The sequence below is a fragment of the Leptospira interrogans genome, from assembly GCF_900156205.1.
Classification (GTDB): domain Bacteria; phylum Spirochaetota; class Leptospiria; order Leptospirales; family Leptospiraceae; genus Leptospira; species Leptospira interrogans.
This window is the reverse complement of the sequence record NZ_FTNA01000017.1, coordinates 39,856-55,033: the sequence shown is the minus strand read 5'-3', so window position 1 is coordinate 55,033 and position 15,178 is coordinate 39,856. Positions and strand designations below refer to the sequence as shown.

15 protein-coding genes are annotated in these 15,178 nt (G+C 33.5%); 11 read left to right on the top strand and 4 right to left on the bottom strand.

The features are described from left to right. Positions 1-157 precede the first annotated feature (157 nt). On the bottom strand, positions 158-1,087 hold the full coding sequence (locus BW942_RS14040; RefSeq protein ID WP_017861796.1) for a glycosyl hydrolase family 18 protein: 930 nt from the start codon (positions 1,085-1,087) through the stop codon (positions 158-160). Positions 1,088-1,200: 113 nt separating this feature from the next. On the opposite strand from BW942_RS14040, the gene BW942_RS14035 reads away from it, so the two are divergent. The 6 genes from BW942_RS14035 to BW942_RS14010 all read left to right on the top strand — a co-directional run bounded on the left by BW942_RS14035 (position 1,201) and on the right by BW942_RS14010 (position 7,711). After that, on the top strand, positions 1,201-2,091 hold the full coding sequence (locus tag BW942_RS14035) for a fructosamine kinase family protein (protein ID WP_000234636.1): 891 nt from the start codon (positions 1,201-1,203) through the stop codon (positions 2,089-2,091). A 307-nt stretch (positions 2,092-2,398) separates the two neighbouring features. After that, positions 2,399-3,346 carry an ABC transporter ATP-binding protein gene (locus BW942_RS14030; protein ID WP_001052498.1) on the top strand — a complete coding sequence of 316 codons (948 nt, stop codon included), beginning with the start codon at positions 2,399-2,401 and terminating at the stop codon, positions 3,344-3,346. Further along, positions 3,343-4,425, top strand: a complete 1,083-nt coding sequence (locus tag BW942_RS14025) for an ABC transporter permease (protein WP_000809382.1) — start codon at positions 3,343-3,345, stop codon at positions 4,423-4,425. The genes BW942_RS14030 and BW942_RS14025 overlap by 4 nt, the downstream gene beginning before the upstream one ends. Positions 4,426-4,451: 26 nt before the next feature. Next, positions 4,452-5,570: a quinone-dependent dihydroorotate dehydrogenase gene (locus BW942_RS14020; RefSeq protein ID WP_002145910.1), complete on the top strand. Its 1,119-nt coding sequence runs from the start codon at positions 4,452-4,454 to the stop codon at positions 5,568-5,570. Positions 5,571-5,673: 103 nt separating this feature from the next. Next, positions 5,674-7,116, top strand: a complete 1,443-nt coding sequence (locus tag BW942_RS14015) for a M43 family metalopeptidase leptolysin (RefSeq protein ID WP_000914951.1) — start codon at positions 5,674-5,676, stop codon at positions 7,114-7,116. A gap of 22 nt (positions 7,117-7,138) precedes the next feature. Continuing rightward, positions 7,139-7,711 (top strand): hypothetical protein, encoded by a 573-nt coding sequence (locus BW942_RS14010; protein WP_001972941.1) that lies wholly within the window; start codon positions 7,139-7,141, stop codon positions 7,709-7,711. A 478-nt stretch (positions 7,712-8,189) separates the two neighbouring features. Here BW942_RS14010 and BW942_RS14005 read toward each other — a convergent pair whose 3' ends face one another. After that, positions 8,190-8,864, bottom strand: a complete 675-nt coding sequence (locus BW942_RS14005; protein ID WP_000799870.1) for a hypothetical protein — start codon at positions 8,862-8,864, stop codon at positions 8,190-8,192. A 47-nt stretch (positions 8,865-8,911) separates the two neighbouring features. Between BW942_RS14005 and BW942_RS14000 the strand changes: the two genes are divergently transcribed. From BW942_RS14000 to BW942_RS13985, 4 genes are all read left to right on the top strand, one after another. After that, entirely contained in the window at positions 8,912-9,454 is a 543-nt protein-coding gene (locus BW942_RS14000; protein ID WP_000145482.1) for a SixA phosphatase family protein, read from the top strand. Continuing rightward, positions 9,454-10,005: a hypoxanthine phosphoribosyltransferase gene (gene hpt, locus BW942_RS13995; protein ID WP_000723581.1), complete on the top strand. Its 552-nt coding sequence runs from the start codon at positions 9,454-9,456 to the stop codon at positions 10,003-10,005. The genes BW942_RS14000 and hpt overlap by 1 nt, the downstream gene beginning before the upstream one ends. Positions 10,006-10,296: 291 nt before the next feature. Then, complete coding sequence (locus tag BW942_RS13990; protein WP_000399950.1) at positions 10,297-12,069, top strand: cation:proton antiporter; 1,773 nt, start codon at positions 10,297-10,299, stop codon at positions 12,067-12,069. Between the two features lie 5 nt (positions 12,070-12,074). Then, on the top strand, positions 12,075-12,260 hold the full coding sequence (locus BW942_RS13985) for a DUF1289 domain-containing protein (protein ID WP_000252467.1): 186 nt from the start codon (positions 12,075-12,077) through the stop codon (positions 12,258-12,260). 529 nt (positions 12,261-12,789) lie between these two features. On the opposite strand, the gene BW942_RS13975 is transcribed toward BW942_RS13985, so the two are convergent. Together BW942_RS13975 and BW942_RS13970 are read right to left on the bottom strand one after the other, a co-directional pair. After that, positions 12,790-13,236 (bottom strand): MarR family winged helix-turn-helix transcriptional regulator, encoded by a 447-nt coding sequence (locus BW942_RS13975; RefSeq protein WP_000520538.1) that lies wholly within the window; start codon positions 13,234-13,236, stop codon positions 12,790-12,792. A gap of 23 nt (positions 13,237-13,259) precedes the next feature. Beyond that, on the bottom strand, positions 13,260-13,745 hold the full coding sequence (locus BW942_RS13970; protein WP_001983897.1) for a glutathione peroxidase: 486 nt from the start codon (positions 13,743-13,745) through the stop codon (positions 13,260-13,262). 663 nt (positions 13,746-14,408) lie between these two features. Here BW942_RS13970 and BW942_RS13965 point away from each other — a divergent pair. Then, positions 14,409-15,173, top strand: a complete 765-nt coding sequence (locus BW942_RS13965; protein WP_000626203.1) for a type 1 glutamine amidotransferase domain-containing protein — start codon at positions 14,409-14,411, stop codon at positions 15,171-15,173. The last annotated feature ends 5 nt before the right edge of the window (positions 15,174-15,178 follow it).

The window sequence follows — 15,178 nt, the reverse complement described above, 5'->3', positions numbered from 1 at the left end:
ATTTAGACCCTAAAATACGACGTAATTTGTAGGAACTACTACACTTCAAGTTTTACGGTAAAACCCTGAAAACGAAATCAATTGTTCCGACAAACTCATCCATTTTTAAATTGGATTGAAATAAAATCTAAAACAATAAACCCAGTTTCATTTAAGTCTAAAATCCTACTCTCCAAAAAGCAGTTCCTTTGAGTTGAAACGTATTAATAAGTACATTATACTTTTCTAAAGTATTTAAATCCGAAATATAACCTTCCCCTTTACTATTTTTAACAAAGAAAAAACCGTCTTCATTTAAGATAATTTCCGAACTTTCCCTAAATTTTTTCAGATCTTTTTGTGTCAGAATTTGAACTCTACCATTGCGATTCCAAAAATATCCGTAGAGAGGAAGCCCAAGCCAAAGTTTTGAATTAGAAGTTCGTTTTAATAAAAACTCTAAATTCTTTTTTGTCAATGGGATAGAAGTAACAGGCCCAGGATTAGTTTTTGGAGAATGAAAATCATAACTCATCAAAACAAATTCATCAATAGATTTTTCTTCGATAAGCTCAGAATGAGTGATGAAATTTTGATTAGGAAATTCTAATTGAGGAAATATAGCAACAGTAAGAACTTTTTCTTTAGGAAGTTCTTGTTTTAACTTTCTTAAAAATTTTTTATAATTCCCAATCTCAGACTTAGGAAGAAATTCTATATCAAAATGTAGTCCTGCAATTTCAGGATTTTGTTTTAAAAAATTGATTAAGTTTTCAATCGCAATTTTCATCGTAACATCCGAACTTAAAAAACTAGAATCATTTTTAGAAACGGTAGTAATCAAAGGAATTAGTCTGATTTTATAATTTTTACTTAATTTGATAAAATTCTTAGGAAGTAATGAAAACTTAAAATAACCATTTGATAAAATGACGGCTCCCGTGTAACAGATTGTGTGTGATTTTGAAAAAATATCAGACCAATAAGATGATGATTGTTTCTTAATGGATGTAATTAAAACGTAATTCCAATAAAAAGGTAAATTGGTTCCCCAAAGAGAGTTTCCGACAAACAACGAGAATACGGTAAGAATTTTTAAGATGTTCACGTCTTACGAATTATAAAAATCGATTTATAAATTTTCAATCAATCTGGGAACCTTTCAGACCGATTTTTTATTCAAACAAAAAAGTACCGGAATATCCGGGAGGAAACGAACTAGTGGTTATCCATGCGGATTTAGAAGAGGCAATCTGCGAAGGTTTAGACAAACTCGGAATTTTAAATTCCGGTTACAGACCCAAAGTAACTTTTCATTCTTCTAGCCTTAATGAAATCTATCTCGCTAAACTTCCTGATCATTCTTTTGGAGTAAAAGTCATTTCTAACAAAGAAATGGCAGAAACTGAAAAAGAATCTTTAGAACAACTTTATAGAATTGGAGTACGTGTTCCTGAATGTTATGGCACTGTACAAACCGGAAATCTTTGGCTCTTAGTAATGGACTATATTGAACCCGGATCGGTCCCAACTGCAAGAGAAGATTTAATTCGAAGTTTAAAACTACTCTATCGCAAAGATTCTAATTCTTGGGGATGGAAACGAAATAATTTTATCGGAACTCTCTCTCAAAAAAACCAATGGTATTCTAGCTTTGAAAAATTCTTTTGGGAAAGCCGTTTATCAATTCAATTGAATCTGGCTCTTTCTCGTAAATTGATTACGACCAAAGATACAGAAAACGTAAAAGAAGTTTTTCAAAAATTCACAGAAGAATGGTCTCTCAATCAAAGTAATCCTAGATTAATACACGGAGATCTTTGGTCGGGTAATATACTCACCGGTAAAAATGGACATTCTTATTTGATTGATCCCTCCATCTCTTTTTCACATCCGGAACAAGATCTTGCCATGCTGAATTTATTTGGTAGTTCTTTAAATTTAGAAGAAATGCAAAGAATACTTTCTCATAGTGGAATCGAAAACCCAGAACATTTTAAAGATAGAATTCCATTTTGGCAGATGTATCCGATTTTAGTTCATATTAATCTTTTTGGCCCTTCCTACCTATCTTCTCTTCGACAAATCTTACGTTATTACGGTAAAAGTTAATTTAGAATTGTCGCAAACCTAAAGATTATAAAGATTTGATATTTGCAAATTTCCAAGTGTGACTGTTTCTATAAGAACGATTGTATTTTATTAAGAACTTGCAGAGTAATTGTAATTAGATTTTTTTGAAGTTCTAAAAATGTTTTATCTAAAAAAATTAAAAATACAAAAATTCTATAATAGACTTGTTGAAAAATTAATTCTCTATCGGTTTTCGTTGTATGGAAACGGTCGATTGAAGCGTTTTGTTAATTATTGCTATGGAATTTTTCAACAACTCTAAAATAAAATTATAAAAGGACTCACATTGAATCTAAATATAAAATCGCCCAAGTCGGAAGAGAATTTAATAGAAGTTCAAAATGTAACCAAACGTTTTAAAAATACGATCGCAGTCGATAATCTAAGCCTCCAAATCCACAAAGGAGAATTTGTTGCATTGTTAGGACCAAACGGAGCCGGAAAAACAACCTTGATTGAAATGTTGGAAGGAATACAAAGACCGGACTCCGGATCCATATCCATTCTTGGAAGTACTTGGAAAAAAAATGAAACCTTTCTCCGGTCCAAAGTAGGTTTAGCTCTTCAGGAAACTAGATTTATGGATCGGATTACAGTTCAAGAAACTCTAAATCTTTTTGGAACTTTTTATAAAAGTAAAAAAGAAAGATTAAATGAGATTCTAGAATTGATCAACCTGGAAGAAAAACAAAAAACATACGTAGGTAATCTTTCCGGTGGTCAAAGACAAAGATTGGCACTCGGAGTTTCTATATTAAACTATCCTGAAATTCTTTTCTTAGACGAGCCTACAACCGGGCTAGATCCAGGAGCAAGAAGAGATATTTGGAAAATTCTAGATGGTCTTAGACAAAATAAAACTACAATGATTCTCACCACCCATTATATGGAAGAAGCAGAAACACTCTGTGAAAGAATCATTATTATGGATCATGGAAAAATTTTAGACCAAGGATCTTTAATGGAACTTCTCGGAAAAACGGAGGGAGATGAAATCATTCGACTTTCCATGCAAGATGGTTCCAATCCCGAAAGTTGGATTCCACCTTGTAAATTTTTTTGGGATTCCTCAAAACTGGAAGCAAGGATTTACGTTTCTTCAATTACAGAATATCTGCCCGAATTGATGCAGACAATTTCCACATCTGGAAAAAAATTAAATACTTTAGAATGTCATAGAAAAACGTTAAACGACATTTTTCTAAGTATGACAGGAAGAGGATTAGAAGAATGAAACAGATATTTCAACTCGTAAACATTCAACTTAAAGAATTTTATAGAGAACCTGCGATTCTTTTTTGGGCCTTCGTATTTCCGATCGCAATGGCTGGAGTTCTAGGGATTGCGTTTAAAAACCGAGGTTCAGAAGAAGTAAAAATTGCAATATTAGAAAATTCTTATCAACTCGATGAATTCAAAAAAATTCTAAATTCGGATCCATTAGAAAACACGATAAATCAAGAAGAAAAAGTAAACTCCAAATCCTTTTCGTTTCCATCTCTCAATTTTTTGATTCTTTCTAAAGAAGAAGCGATTCGAAATCTTAAACAAGGAAAACTTAACGTAATTATAGAAAGAACAAAAGATCGAAAAATTCATTTCTCTTTTGATTCAGACAATCCAAACGGCCAAAGAGATTATCTTTTGATCTTGGCAAAAATGCGTTCTCATAAAACTGATTTTGAGTCGGTAGTAGATCGTTTGGATTCGAAGGGAACAAGATACATAGATTATTTGATTCCCGGAATGCTTGCGATGGGCGTAATGAACTCCTGTCTTTGGGGAGTTGGTTGGAATCTGATCGAAATGAGAATGAAAAAACTTTTACGAAGAATGTCCGCAACACCAATGAATCGGTTATATTTTCTTCTATCCTTCTTTTTTACCAGATTGATCGTAACCGTGGTAGAATCGGCAATTTTACTTGGTTTTACCCAATACACGTTTGAAAACTCGATGGAGGGCTCCATCGGAGTTGCACTTGCGGTTTATCTTTCTGGAAATTTTGCGTTCGTTTGTATCGGAATTTTCATTGGTTCAAGAGCAGCCAGTTCTCAAGTAGGAAATGGACTGATCAACGCAGTAACATTTCCAATGATGGTGCTTTCGGGAGTTTTTTTCTCCTATCAAAATTTTCCAGAAATATTACTTCCAATTATTCGAAATCTTCCTTTGACCATGATGGCAGATTCCTTAAGGGCTGTTTTTATTGAAGGCGTGGAGTTAAGTTCGGTAATTCCTACTTTGATTTCGTTGTTTTTATATGGAATTGTCTTTCTTTTTATAGGAAATAAAATTTTTCGCTGGTCTTGATCAATAGAAATAAAATAGTTTTAGAGATGTTTTTACCTCACTTAAGACAAAGTGCATATTCGGTTTTTCTAAAGCCGTTTTTTCTCTCCTTAGATCCCGAAACGGCACACGAACTTGCAAAGAATTTTCTTGGTATCGGTCAAAAATTTCCTGGATTTTTAACATTAATGGAATCGATGACTTCTTATCAAAGCGATCGTTTAAAAACAAAAATCGCTGGAATCGAGTTTGAAAATCCTTTGGGAATGGGAGCGGGTTTCGATAAAACGGGAGAACTATATCCCTTTCTTTCGAGAATGGGTTTCGGTCATATCGAAGTAGGAACAATCACAGGACAGAAACAATCCGGAAATCCGAAACCTAGAGTATTTCGTTATCCACAAGATCAAGCTTTAGTCAATCGTATGGGTTTTAATAACCCAGGAGCAGACTCCGCAAAAAAAATTATTTCCTCCCAAAAAAAAACAAAGATCCGAGGTATCAACGCAGGAAAAACGAAGATCGTTCCAGAGGAAAAAGCGGTCGAGGATTACGTTTACACTCTCAAAAAACTTTCACCTTATGCAGATTATGCGGTCATCAACATAAGCTCTCCAAATACTCCTGGATTAAGAAATTTTCAAAAGCAAGAAAACTTTGTATCTTTGATTCAAGGAATTAGAAAAGACTTAGGCAAAAATTTTAAAATTCCTTTATTCGTAAAATTTGCCCCCGATATGGAAACAAAAGAACTCGAAGCCTTACTCGAAACTTCTTTGAGTTTAAAAATCAACGGAGTCGTTTTAACCAATACAACTATTGACAAATCTTGTCTAAAAAACTACCCTAACGTAGAAAAAGAAGGAGGGCTTTCTGGGACTCCTTTAAAAAACCGTTCTACAGAATTTGTTCGAATTGCCTATCGAATTTTAAAACGAAGAATTCCGATCATAGGAGTGGGTGGAATTGACTCTGAAAAAACCGCTTTAGAAAAAATTCTTGCAGGAGCTGATTTAATCCAAATTTATACCGGTTATATCTATCAGGGTCCTTTTTTACCTATGAGAATTTTAAAGTTTTTGGATCGGTTCTTAGAAAAGCAAGATCTAAAAACCGTATCAGATCTAGTAGGAAAAGAAAAGGAAATTAGATTAGATCAAAAATAGTTTAAAATTGTCTTTCAAAAATATATCTAATTTTACAAATAAGCGAAATTATCTACTTTAAAATATTAAAATTTTATTAAATATGAATTAGGAATTCAAGGTTATGTTAAAAAAATCCTCGGCTTTAATTTTAGTTTTTTGTTTTCTTGCATGGGGTTGTTCTTTCAATAAAGGCAAAGACGATAATTCTAAAAACTTAGAACTTCTTTTAGGATTGTATTTACTCAACGAAGCAAATTACTATTGCGCCCCAGAAGAAAACGTTCGAACAAGCGGAAGCGCACCAAATTTTAGCATATCTACTTCTAATCTCAGTCAAGTCCTTTTAACAGAAAACGGAGTATACGCGGATGGTGGAACGGCATATCTAGTAGGTACGGTAGAGTTTCCCGGAATTGGTAGAAACAATCCGTTAGGAATCGTTTATGCCGAACAAAATCATCAATTTGCATCCAACTCAAATCGTTTTATATATCCTTTATGGATAAATAAGTCTGGAGATCTAATTCAAGACGATCAAAAGAGCGAATCACCCGGATACAGATCTACCACAACCGCTTTTCCCATAGGCTCAACTCCTGGCTACTATGCACCTAGTGCCGATTATAATAACTTTAACAGTAATCTATTAGGAACAACTTTTGTTGTTCCAGCTAATTTAAGTACACCAGTTATAACTAAAAAAGTTACGAACAACACACCTCAAACTTGCGAAGAGTATAAATTTCGCACTGAACAAAACGGTTTATTAGGAAGTTCCTCTTCAGGTTTAAGTAAAGTTTGGCAATCCAGAAAAAAACTGAATATCAACTTAATCTTTATTCCAGGGGCAGTAGCCACTCCTACCGTTGCAGGTATGGCCACGATGATTCAAACATTAAAAGATATTTATGCTCAAAACACAGTAAAAATCGACGTGACCGTGACGGCTTCCATAGCAGCAGCAGGTGCGCCTTATTTAACAATTCAAAATATCACGGACGACTATGGAGACGTTGCTAATTCATTAGGAAATCTTTATAAAACAAATCCCAATAACGCACAAGATTCAAATTCTTTGAATATATACATTACAAGAGATTATACGGTTTCAAACGATGCGCCCGCTGGAATTTTAGGGATTTCCTCCGGCATACCTGGAATTCCAGTTACAGGTACACCTAGATCTGGTATGATCGTATTTATAGAAAATCATAGAACTGCTTCCGGATGTGGAGTACAAGGACAAGATTTGATCTGTGCATCAGATCAAGTTTTTCTCGCAAAAACAATCGCTCATGAAGGCGGCCATTATTTGGGTCTTTATCATCTAGTCGAAAAAGACGTAATCAAAGGACGTTATTCCTTAGACCCTTTACCAGAAACTCCGGAATGTAAAGATCAAAATGGAAATAATATCGTAGGTTTAACGGAATGTTTAGGAGAAGGATTTTACAACAGCGGAGGATTAAATCTAATGTTTTGGGCGGGAAATCCTAAAATCGATCAAACTCAATTGACAGGGGAACAAGGTTGGGTGCTCCGTTCTCACCCTCTTGTATATTAAAAAAATGGAATTTAAAAATTTTATGATATATTCAAAAATTAGTTTTTACGGAATAATCACCGTATTTTTATTTGGAATTTTTTCTGTAATTCAAGCTCAAACTTTGGATCAGAACCAATATCAAAAGATCAAAGCGGTTGTTACACAAACGGGCCACATTGAAAAAGAAACTTTAGTTCGAGAAGTTTACGCGATCAATTCTAACCCCCAAGAATATCTAATCGCGCTTACCAAAGACCCAGATTTAAGAGTGTACGCTTTATCTCAGATCAACGAATTGATAGCCGATTTTGGAGGAAACTCGGCTATCAATTATTTAGAATCGACCATCGCCAACGAAAATGCACATCCTTCGATCCGAAGTTCCGCCGCTTTTTCCTATGGAAAAACATTTTATTTCTCGGATAGAATTCGTACTGAAAATTTTTTAAATCGATATTCCGCAAACGACCAAATCGGTGTTTCTATTCGAAATACACTGAGAGGATTACGTACTGGAAAAATAAATTCAATTCGATTTTCAGAACGATTAAAAAAGGAAAACTTAAATCGAATTCAAAATAAAAATTTAAAAAAAACAGATCCATCTAATTAAAATCAATTAACTTAAAACGATCGATAACATGAAAACGAGTTGTTGATCGTAATTTAGGATAGAATTGTGTTTGATTCCGGAAAACCTTGTTTGGTTTTAAAAATTACTAAGATTTGATGAAGAATTTAAGAATTCACGCAAACGTCTTAAAAGCGCAGTAATCTGTGAAAATTATAGTATCTTATTAGAAATTATTGTTTAGTGTGAATTTGGTATAACCATGCGAAAGCGATTATAGCGAAAATTCCGAAGGAATTGGAACATTGTATCGCGACAGTAAGGAGCAACATTGAGTTCAAGTGTGGTCGCGAGTGATTCGCCAAGATTTTCTTACACAAAATTCACGCTGTTTAAATTTCTTTGATAAACATTTTAGAAAAACTGAATGTTTTAATCTAAAATTGAAAAGTTAATTTTCCTTCTGGTTTATGTAAATGATCAGTTGAACAGTTTTTGTTAATCGCCACCATGGAATTTTTCAAGGTGAAGTTTCATTGGAATTTCCATAAATTTGTCTGCAGATCCCTTTTTCCTTCCAGTCCAATTTCCAATCCGTCGAAGAAGAATCTTCTTTAAATAACTTTACTGCTAAACTCGAACACATATAACGGGCGTTAAAGTCTACTACTATGTATTCCCCTGAATAAAGATACCAATGTGTTTCTAAATCTATTCCTGAAGTAGGTTCACCTATTTTTAGATTTTCGATCGTTTTTCCCTTCCATCGATCTTGAAGTAAACTTTCTTCGATTAATTTAAGAGCGACTTCTTTATCAGGAGTTTCCTTTCCAGGATCGGAAAGTACTATATTTTTACCAAAGCCCAATTCTGAAAATGACCAGCCTTTTGTACGAATGAAAACGTAGTTTACCCCTACTTCTGTACGCGTTACACTACCATCTTTACGTTTTACCGTGACTAAAAAAGGGAATTTATATAGAATATCCGAATTAGATTTTGAATTTTCTATAAGAACGGGTTCTCCATTACTTTCTATCGATTGAATTTTATCTCCGATATTTTTCTTTAACCAGTAGGTTTGAATGTCCTTTTTCGCCTTTTCTCCGTCAGGTGGACCCGCCAGTTGCCCACTTAACAGACCTGGTATTAAAAAAAGCAGAGCAGTTCCTGCTAACGCAAAAACATTTTTCATAGCCCATTATTAACGTCTTCTTTTACATCTTGTCAATGAATTTAAAGTTGACCGGAGAGCCGGAAAACGAGAGACAAAGTTCATTGAAACGAATTCATCTCATCAGACATTCTAAATCGGACTGGGAAACGGAATTTAAATCCGATCACGAAAGACCTCTTTCCGAAAGAGGTAAAAAAAACGCTCAGTCTCTCCGAAAGTATTTAGAAAAAATCGAATTTAAAACAGATTTACTTTTGGTTTCGGATTCTAAAAGAACTATAGATACTTTTAAAATCTTAACTAAAAACCGAAATTTATCCCTCGAGACGAAGACTACAGAAAACCTATACGAATCGGACAGTGAAGACATTCTTATAACCATCAGAAGTTTGAATCGAAAATTTGAAGATGTGACTTTATTAGGTCATAACCCAAGCATCGAAGAAATCGCAAACAGACTCATTCGAGGAAGCGAAGATTCTTCATTTTCAGAATCTATGTTCCTTAAGTTTCCAACATCCGGTTTTCTTAGTATACAAGTTAAAGCCGAGTCTTGGGAAGAGCTTGGAAAACTTCCGGGAAAAATAATTAGATTCTGGATACCATAATGAAAAAAATCAATTCAGATATTTTACACCCTCGTTTTAGTAGAGAAGACATTTCTCAAAAAGTAAAATCTCTTGCTTTACAAATATCAGAAGATTATAAAAAGCTAAATCCTATTTTTATTTGCGTGTTAAAAGGAGGCGTCTATTTTTTTACAGACCTAACCAGAGAAATTCCTTTTTCGGTAGAGATTAATTTTGTTCAAGCAAGATCTTATTCCGGAACGGTGTCTACAGGAAAAATCGAACTGTTAAAAGACATAGACATTGATCTTTCGGATCGTCACGTAATTATAGTAGAAGACATTTTAGATACCGGATTTACTCTTCAATATTTAGTAAGACACATTTTTACTCGTAATCCCGCAAGTCTGGAAATTGTAACCCTCCTTTTAAAAGAAAGAAAAGACACTTTAGAATTTCCTGTAAAATATATAGGTTGGAGAATTCCTGACGAATTCTTGGTGGGTTACGGTTTGGATTTTGACGGGAGATATAGAAATTTACCGGATATACACGTTTTAGAACCTGGTGAACCTCAATTTCCGGTTTAATTTTTTATTATAAAGCGCAGTAGAACTATAATTTGTCACAATCCAGAATTAATTTCTGATCTTTTATATTAAACGGAAATCTGAGAATATTTATTTTTACTTTTTTCTTAGATTAACTCTTTCAATATTCTAAATCTTCACGATTTAAGTTTTTAGAAGATTGATAAAAAAAATGTTTTTTACTTTAATAATCTTTCATACCTTAGCATGCAAAGCGATTACAGTCCGCCACAAACCCGAGTTCTTTCTTGTGAAAAACCAAAAACTGTAATCGTTGTAGGACAATCATAAATGGAGCATCATTCACTCTCCCTTCTAAATGATATTGCGTTAAGTATCATCTTCGCTACATTCTTTTCGCATATCGCCAGAATTACAAAACAACCATTAATTCTAGGTTATGTGGCGGGCGGGCTTTTACTCGGACCAAATTTGGGTTTGAGTCTTGTGATCAACGAAGAAAGTATCGAATTGATTTCTGAAATCGGATTGATTCTTCTTTTATTCATCATCGGTCTTGAAATCGATTTAAAAGAATTAGCGCGTATGGGAAAGTCCATGTTCGTTTTAGGAATTGTTCAGTTTGTATTTTGTGTATTATTTGGATTTTTCTTTTTTAAATGGATTCTCGCCAATTCAACAGGTAGGTTTGATCTTTTATACTTTGCCATTGCACTCGCCATTAGTTCCACCATGATCGTAGTCAAACTTTTACACGATAAATTTGAAGTGAGTACGATCGCGGGACGTCTTACAATTGGAGTTTTAGTTCTTCAAGATATTTGGGCGATCATTTTTATGGGAGTTCAACCTAATTTACAAAACCCTCAAATTCTAAAAATTGCAGGTTCGTTAGGAATCGGCTTAGTTTTAATATGTGTTTCTTTTTTGATTAGTAGATTCTTTTTATCTAAATTGTTTAACGCTGCGGCTTCCAAACCCGAATTGATTTTAATCACTTCAATCGCTTGGTGTTTTTTACTTTGTGGTTTTGCAGAAAAAGCAGGACTTTCCAAAGAAATGGGAGCCTTAATCGCCGGAGTAAGCATCGCAGCATTTCCGTATGGCGCAGACGTAATTGCAAAACTTTCAGGAATTAGAGATTTTTTCATCACTCTTTTTTTTGTCGCTCTCGGAATGAAAATTCCGATTCCTTCCATTCAAATCCTCAGTATTTCTTTGATCGCAGTTGTGTTCGTCATTTTTAGCAGAGTGATCACGGTTGCGACCCCGGTTTATCTTTCCGGAAAAGGTTTAAGAGCTGGAATCGTCACCGGTTTAAATTTAGCTCAGATCAGCGAATTTTCTCTCGTGATTTTATCTTTGGGAATGGGTTATGGCCATATTAGTAAAGAGTTAGAATCCACCGTTTTGACTTCTATGATTTTAGCATCTGTAGTTTCGACTTATATCATTCTATTTAACGATCCGATTTCAAGATTTATTTTAAAAATATTGAATATGATTGGCCTAAAAGAAAAAGAAGATGAAGAAGATCAAACCGAATCTTATATCACTGGCCAATCTAAAAGAGACATCGTAATTTTAGGTTATTTTAGAATCGCGCAAGGTCTTTTAGAGGGAATCGAACGCGAAAAACCGGAATGGCTCAATCGAATTTTAATCGTAGATTTTAATCCGGTTTTTCGCCAATCTTTAGAAGCAAAAGGAATCCGTTGGGCCTATGGCGATTTGGCAAACCCAGAAACGTTACATCATCTCGGAATCGAAGAAGCAAAATATGTGATCTGTACAATTTCCGATATGATTCTTAAAGGAACCACCAGCCGTAGATTATTAGAATCTCTTAAAGTTATTTGCCATCGCACCCAACCTTCCATCATTCTTACCACGGACGATGTTCAAGAAGCCGAAATTCTTGTAAAAAGTGGAGCCGCACATGTCATTGTTCCAGGTAGAATCAGCGGTATGTCTCTTTTTAAAGAAATGAAAACAATCGTAGATCATTCTAAACGATCGTTGGAGAGCCAAACCAGCAGTGTGAAGAAGAAAAAAACGATGAAAAAAAAAGTATCTTCCACATCTAAAATTAAGGTTAAGTAAATAAATTGGTTCGTTCTCCTTGTAATAAAATTTGTTCCATGAACTTTGAATCTGGTTTATGTAAAGGATGCTTTAGAACATTAGAAGAAATCTGTAACTGGTCCAGTTATTCTGAAACGGAGAGAGAAAACTTATTTGTAAAATTAAAAATCCGTAAAGAAGAAAACGTTTCTAAATTTAATAGTGCATAACGTTTAATCTATCACATAATTTTTGAATAGTAAAAGAAAATTAATTTTTTAAAGTTTCAACTATGAATTTTTTCAATTTTACAAACTTCTATAAAATTTGAGTACTTAAGAACTTGTCCCAAAATCTTAAAGAATTTATATGATAGTTCTTTAGAAATTTTTAATAAAACACAATAGTTCCTACAAAAACCGTCACATTTGTGAACTTTCAAGTAATTCTAATATTGCTAAATTTTTGTGTGAGTTCCCACATCTTAAGGCTTTGGGACAAGTTCTAAATAAAGTGAGTTCGTTATAAGAGAACAAGAAAGAATTTTCTAAAAGTGTAAATTCCTACAGTTTAAGAATTCGTTTGTAAAATTGTAATTTGCAGTAGTTCCCACATTTTAGGAATTAATCTGTAGAGTTCAGATCCCAACTTTTTCAGAGAAATAAATCATGAATTCCTTTCGCCAAGCTCACGTTAAATAGAGTTGTTGAAAAATTAATTCTCCATTCGTTTCTATAAAACTTGCAACAGATACAAAATTTATTCCACTTTTTCAGAAAGTGTTAGGAGCAATCGATCCAAATCTTTTTTAAGATCGATAAGACTTTTCTTATCTATTTCCAAACTTTCAATCAGTTTTGAAGGAACACAAACAGCCTTATCTCTAAGTTTTTTTCCTTTTGCAGAAAGGTAAATTTCTACGGAACGTTCATCTTCTATGGAACGTTTTCGTATTACAAATTCTGAATCTTCTAAACGTTTAAGTAGAGGTGTCAAAGTTCCAGAATCTAGATATAATTTTTTTCCAATTTCTTTTACGCTACAACCATCTTCTTTCCAAAGTATGAGTAAAACTAAATATTGTGGATAAGTAATACCTAATTCTTCCAATATAGGACGATAAATCGCGGTCAGAGCTCTTGAACAGGCATAGAGTGGAAAACAAACCTGATTTTCTAAAAAAAGATCTTTTGCGGTCTTTCCCATTTTTAAAGAAGTTGGTTTTATTTTTACCGTTTTAAAAGATTTTGGATTTCTTTCTCGATGTTTTCTGGAGTTGTAATGGGGGAGTAACGTTTTATTACGTTTCCTTGTTTATCCACTAAAAATTTAGTAAAGTTCCATTTGATCGAATTTCCAAAAAAACCAGAAGCCTTGTTTCTCAAAAACCGAAATACTGGATGAGCGTTATCTCCATTTACTTCTATTTTTTTAAAAATAGGAAATTCTACTCCGTAATTCTTTTGACAAAAGTTTTTGATCGTTTCATCAGAACCAGGCTCCTGATGTTTGAACTGATCACACGGAAAACCTAAAATTTCCAACCCCTCAGTTTTATACTTACTATATAAATTTTGTAAACCTGCATATTGTGGTGTAAAAGCGCATTCGCTAGCGGTATTTACGATTAAGAGTACTTTTCCTTTATAATTCTCTAATTTTTGCTCTTTTCCGTTATTTAAAGTTGCTGTTAAATCATATAATGTATCGTTCATATCGAACCTCAATTAATTGTGCACAATTTAATTTTATAAAATATAGATTTCAAATTTTAGTCAATAAAAATTTTTACTGCTTTTAAATTTCAGTTTTATTTCTAAAATTATGTATGAATTTTCGCATTTTTTAAATTTTAGAATTACTTTTTATTAAAATTAGAGGTTGTTAAAAAATTAATTCCCCATCTATTTTTTTTACATTGAAACGGACTTAAATCACTTTTGCTAATTTTATTATGGAACTTTTCAAAAACTCTAATGTAGGATATATAAACATATTTGTATACATTTATCTGTAAATATTCGCTCAACAATTTTTGCGGCTCTGTTTTTAGTATTAGATTGAGTAAAACTTTTCTATGATTCTAATTTAAGAAATTCCTATTAGAGTTTTTACAAAACAATTTCAACATCGTAAAGTTTCTGCACAAAGGATTACTCAGCGCTTCGCTTTTATGATACTAACCAGATCAAGTTGTTGTGTTTTTTTAAAATTAATTTCCATAGTCGATCATTTTTACCAATAATTTGACCTAAATGAAGACCTGGAATCGAATCGTCTTAAAAAGATTTAACCTTTATAAAAAAACTGTACTGGTATATATTGAGTTCTTTTTTTTAAGATCTTGATTTTTTAAAACAAAAATTAGAATCGATACCATGATCTCTACTTATAAAGTTTTAATTCCTTTACCTTCGGTCGATTTTGATCCTTCCGAAACTTCAATCCCCTGGAAAATATTAAAGGAAAATGGTTATGAAGTATTTTTTGCAACTCCAAACGGTAGACCCGGATCTGCTGATTTTAGAATGCTTACCGGGAAAGGTCTTGGAATTTGGAAACCAATTTTAATTGCTCATAAAAAAGCCAGAACTGCTTACAACGAAATGATCTCGGATCCGAACTTTCAAAGTCCAATCTCTTATAAAGATTTAAAAGCGGAGAATTTTGCAGGACTCATCCTTCCGGGTGGGCACGCTCCAGGAATGAAAGAATACTTAGAATCAGAAGAATTACAAAAATTTGTAGGCTCATTTTTTGCTACAGGTAAACCTGTCGGAGCAATTTGTCACGGTGTCGTTTTAGCGGCTCGTAGTAAATTACCAGGAACCGACCGCTCCATTCTTTACGGAAAAAAAACTACGGCTCTTTTAAAATCTCAAGAAATGGCGGCTTGGAATCTTACTAGACTTTGGTTGGGAAGTTACTATAGAACTTATCCTCAAACCGTTGAAGAAGAAGTAAGATCGGCTTTAAAAGATCCAAAAGATTTTCACTTTGGCCCAAAACCAATCTTCAGAGATAATCATAAAAAATTAAAAAGAGGTCACGCAATTACGGACGGAAATTATGTTTCTTCTCGTTGGCCAGGAGACGCACACTCTTTCACAATTTCTTTTATGAAGTTATTTTCAGATCGTTAAATTAA

Excerpts from the sequence above, each read along its gene's own strand:
- BW942_RS14015 (WP_000914951.1), top strand. The coding sequence starts at position 5,674 with ATGTTAAAAAAATCCTCGGCTTTAATTTTAGTTTTTTGTTTTCTTGCA.
- hpt (WP_000723581.1), top strand. The coding sequence starts at position 9,454 with ATGAAAAAAATCAATTCAGATATTTTACACCCTCGTTTTAGTAGAGAA.
- BW942_RS14025 (WP_000809382.1), top strand. The coding sequence starts at position 3,343 with ATGAAACAGATATTTCAACTCGTAAACATTCAACTTAAAGAATTTTAT.
- BW942_RS14020 (WP_002145910.1), top strand. The coding sequence starts at position 4,452 with ATGTTTTTACCTCACTTAAGACAAAGTGCATATTCGGTTTTTCTAAAG.
- BW942_RS14005 (WP_000799870.1), bottom strand. The coding sequence starts at position 8,864 with ATGAAAAATGTTTTTGCGTTAGCAGGAACTGCTCTGCTTTTTTTAATA.
- BW942_RS13990 (WP_000399950.1), top strand. The coding sequence starts at position 10,297 with ATGGAGCATCATTCACTCTCCCTTCTAAATGATATTGCGTTAAGTATC.
- BW942_RS13965 (WP_000626203.1), top strand. The coding sequence starts at position 14,409 with ATGATCTCTACTTATAAAGTTTTAATTCCTTTACCTTCGGTCGATTTT.
- BW942_RS13970 (WP_001983897.1), bottom strand. The coding sequence starts at position 13,745 with ATGAACGATACATTATATGATTTAACAGCAACTTTAAATAACGGAAAA.
- BW942_RS13975 (WP_000520538.1), bottom strand. The coding sequence starts at position 13,236 with ATGGGAAAGACCGCAAAAGATCTTTTTTTAGAAAATCAGGTTTGTTTT.
- BW942_RS14010 (WP_001972941.1), top strand. The coding sequence starts at position 7,139 with ATGATATATTCAAAAATTAGTTTTTACGGAATAATCACCGTATTTTTA.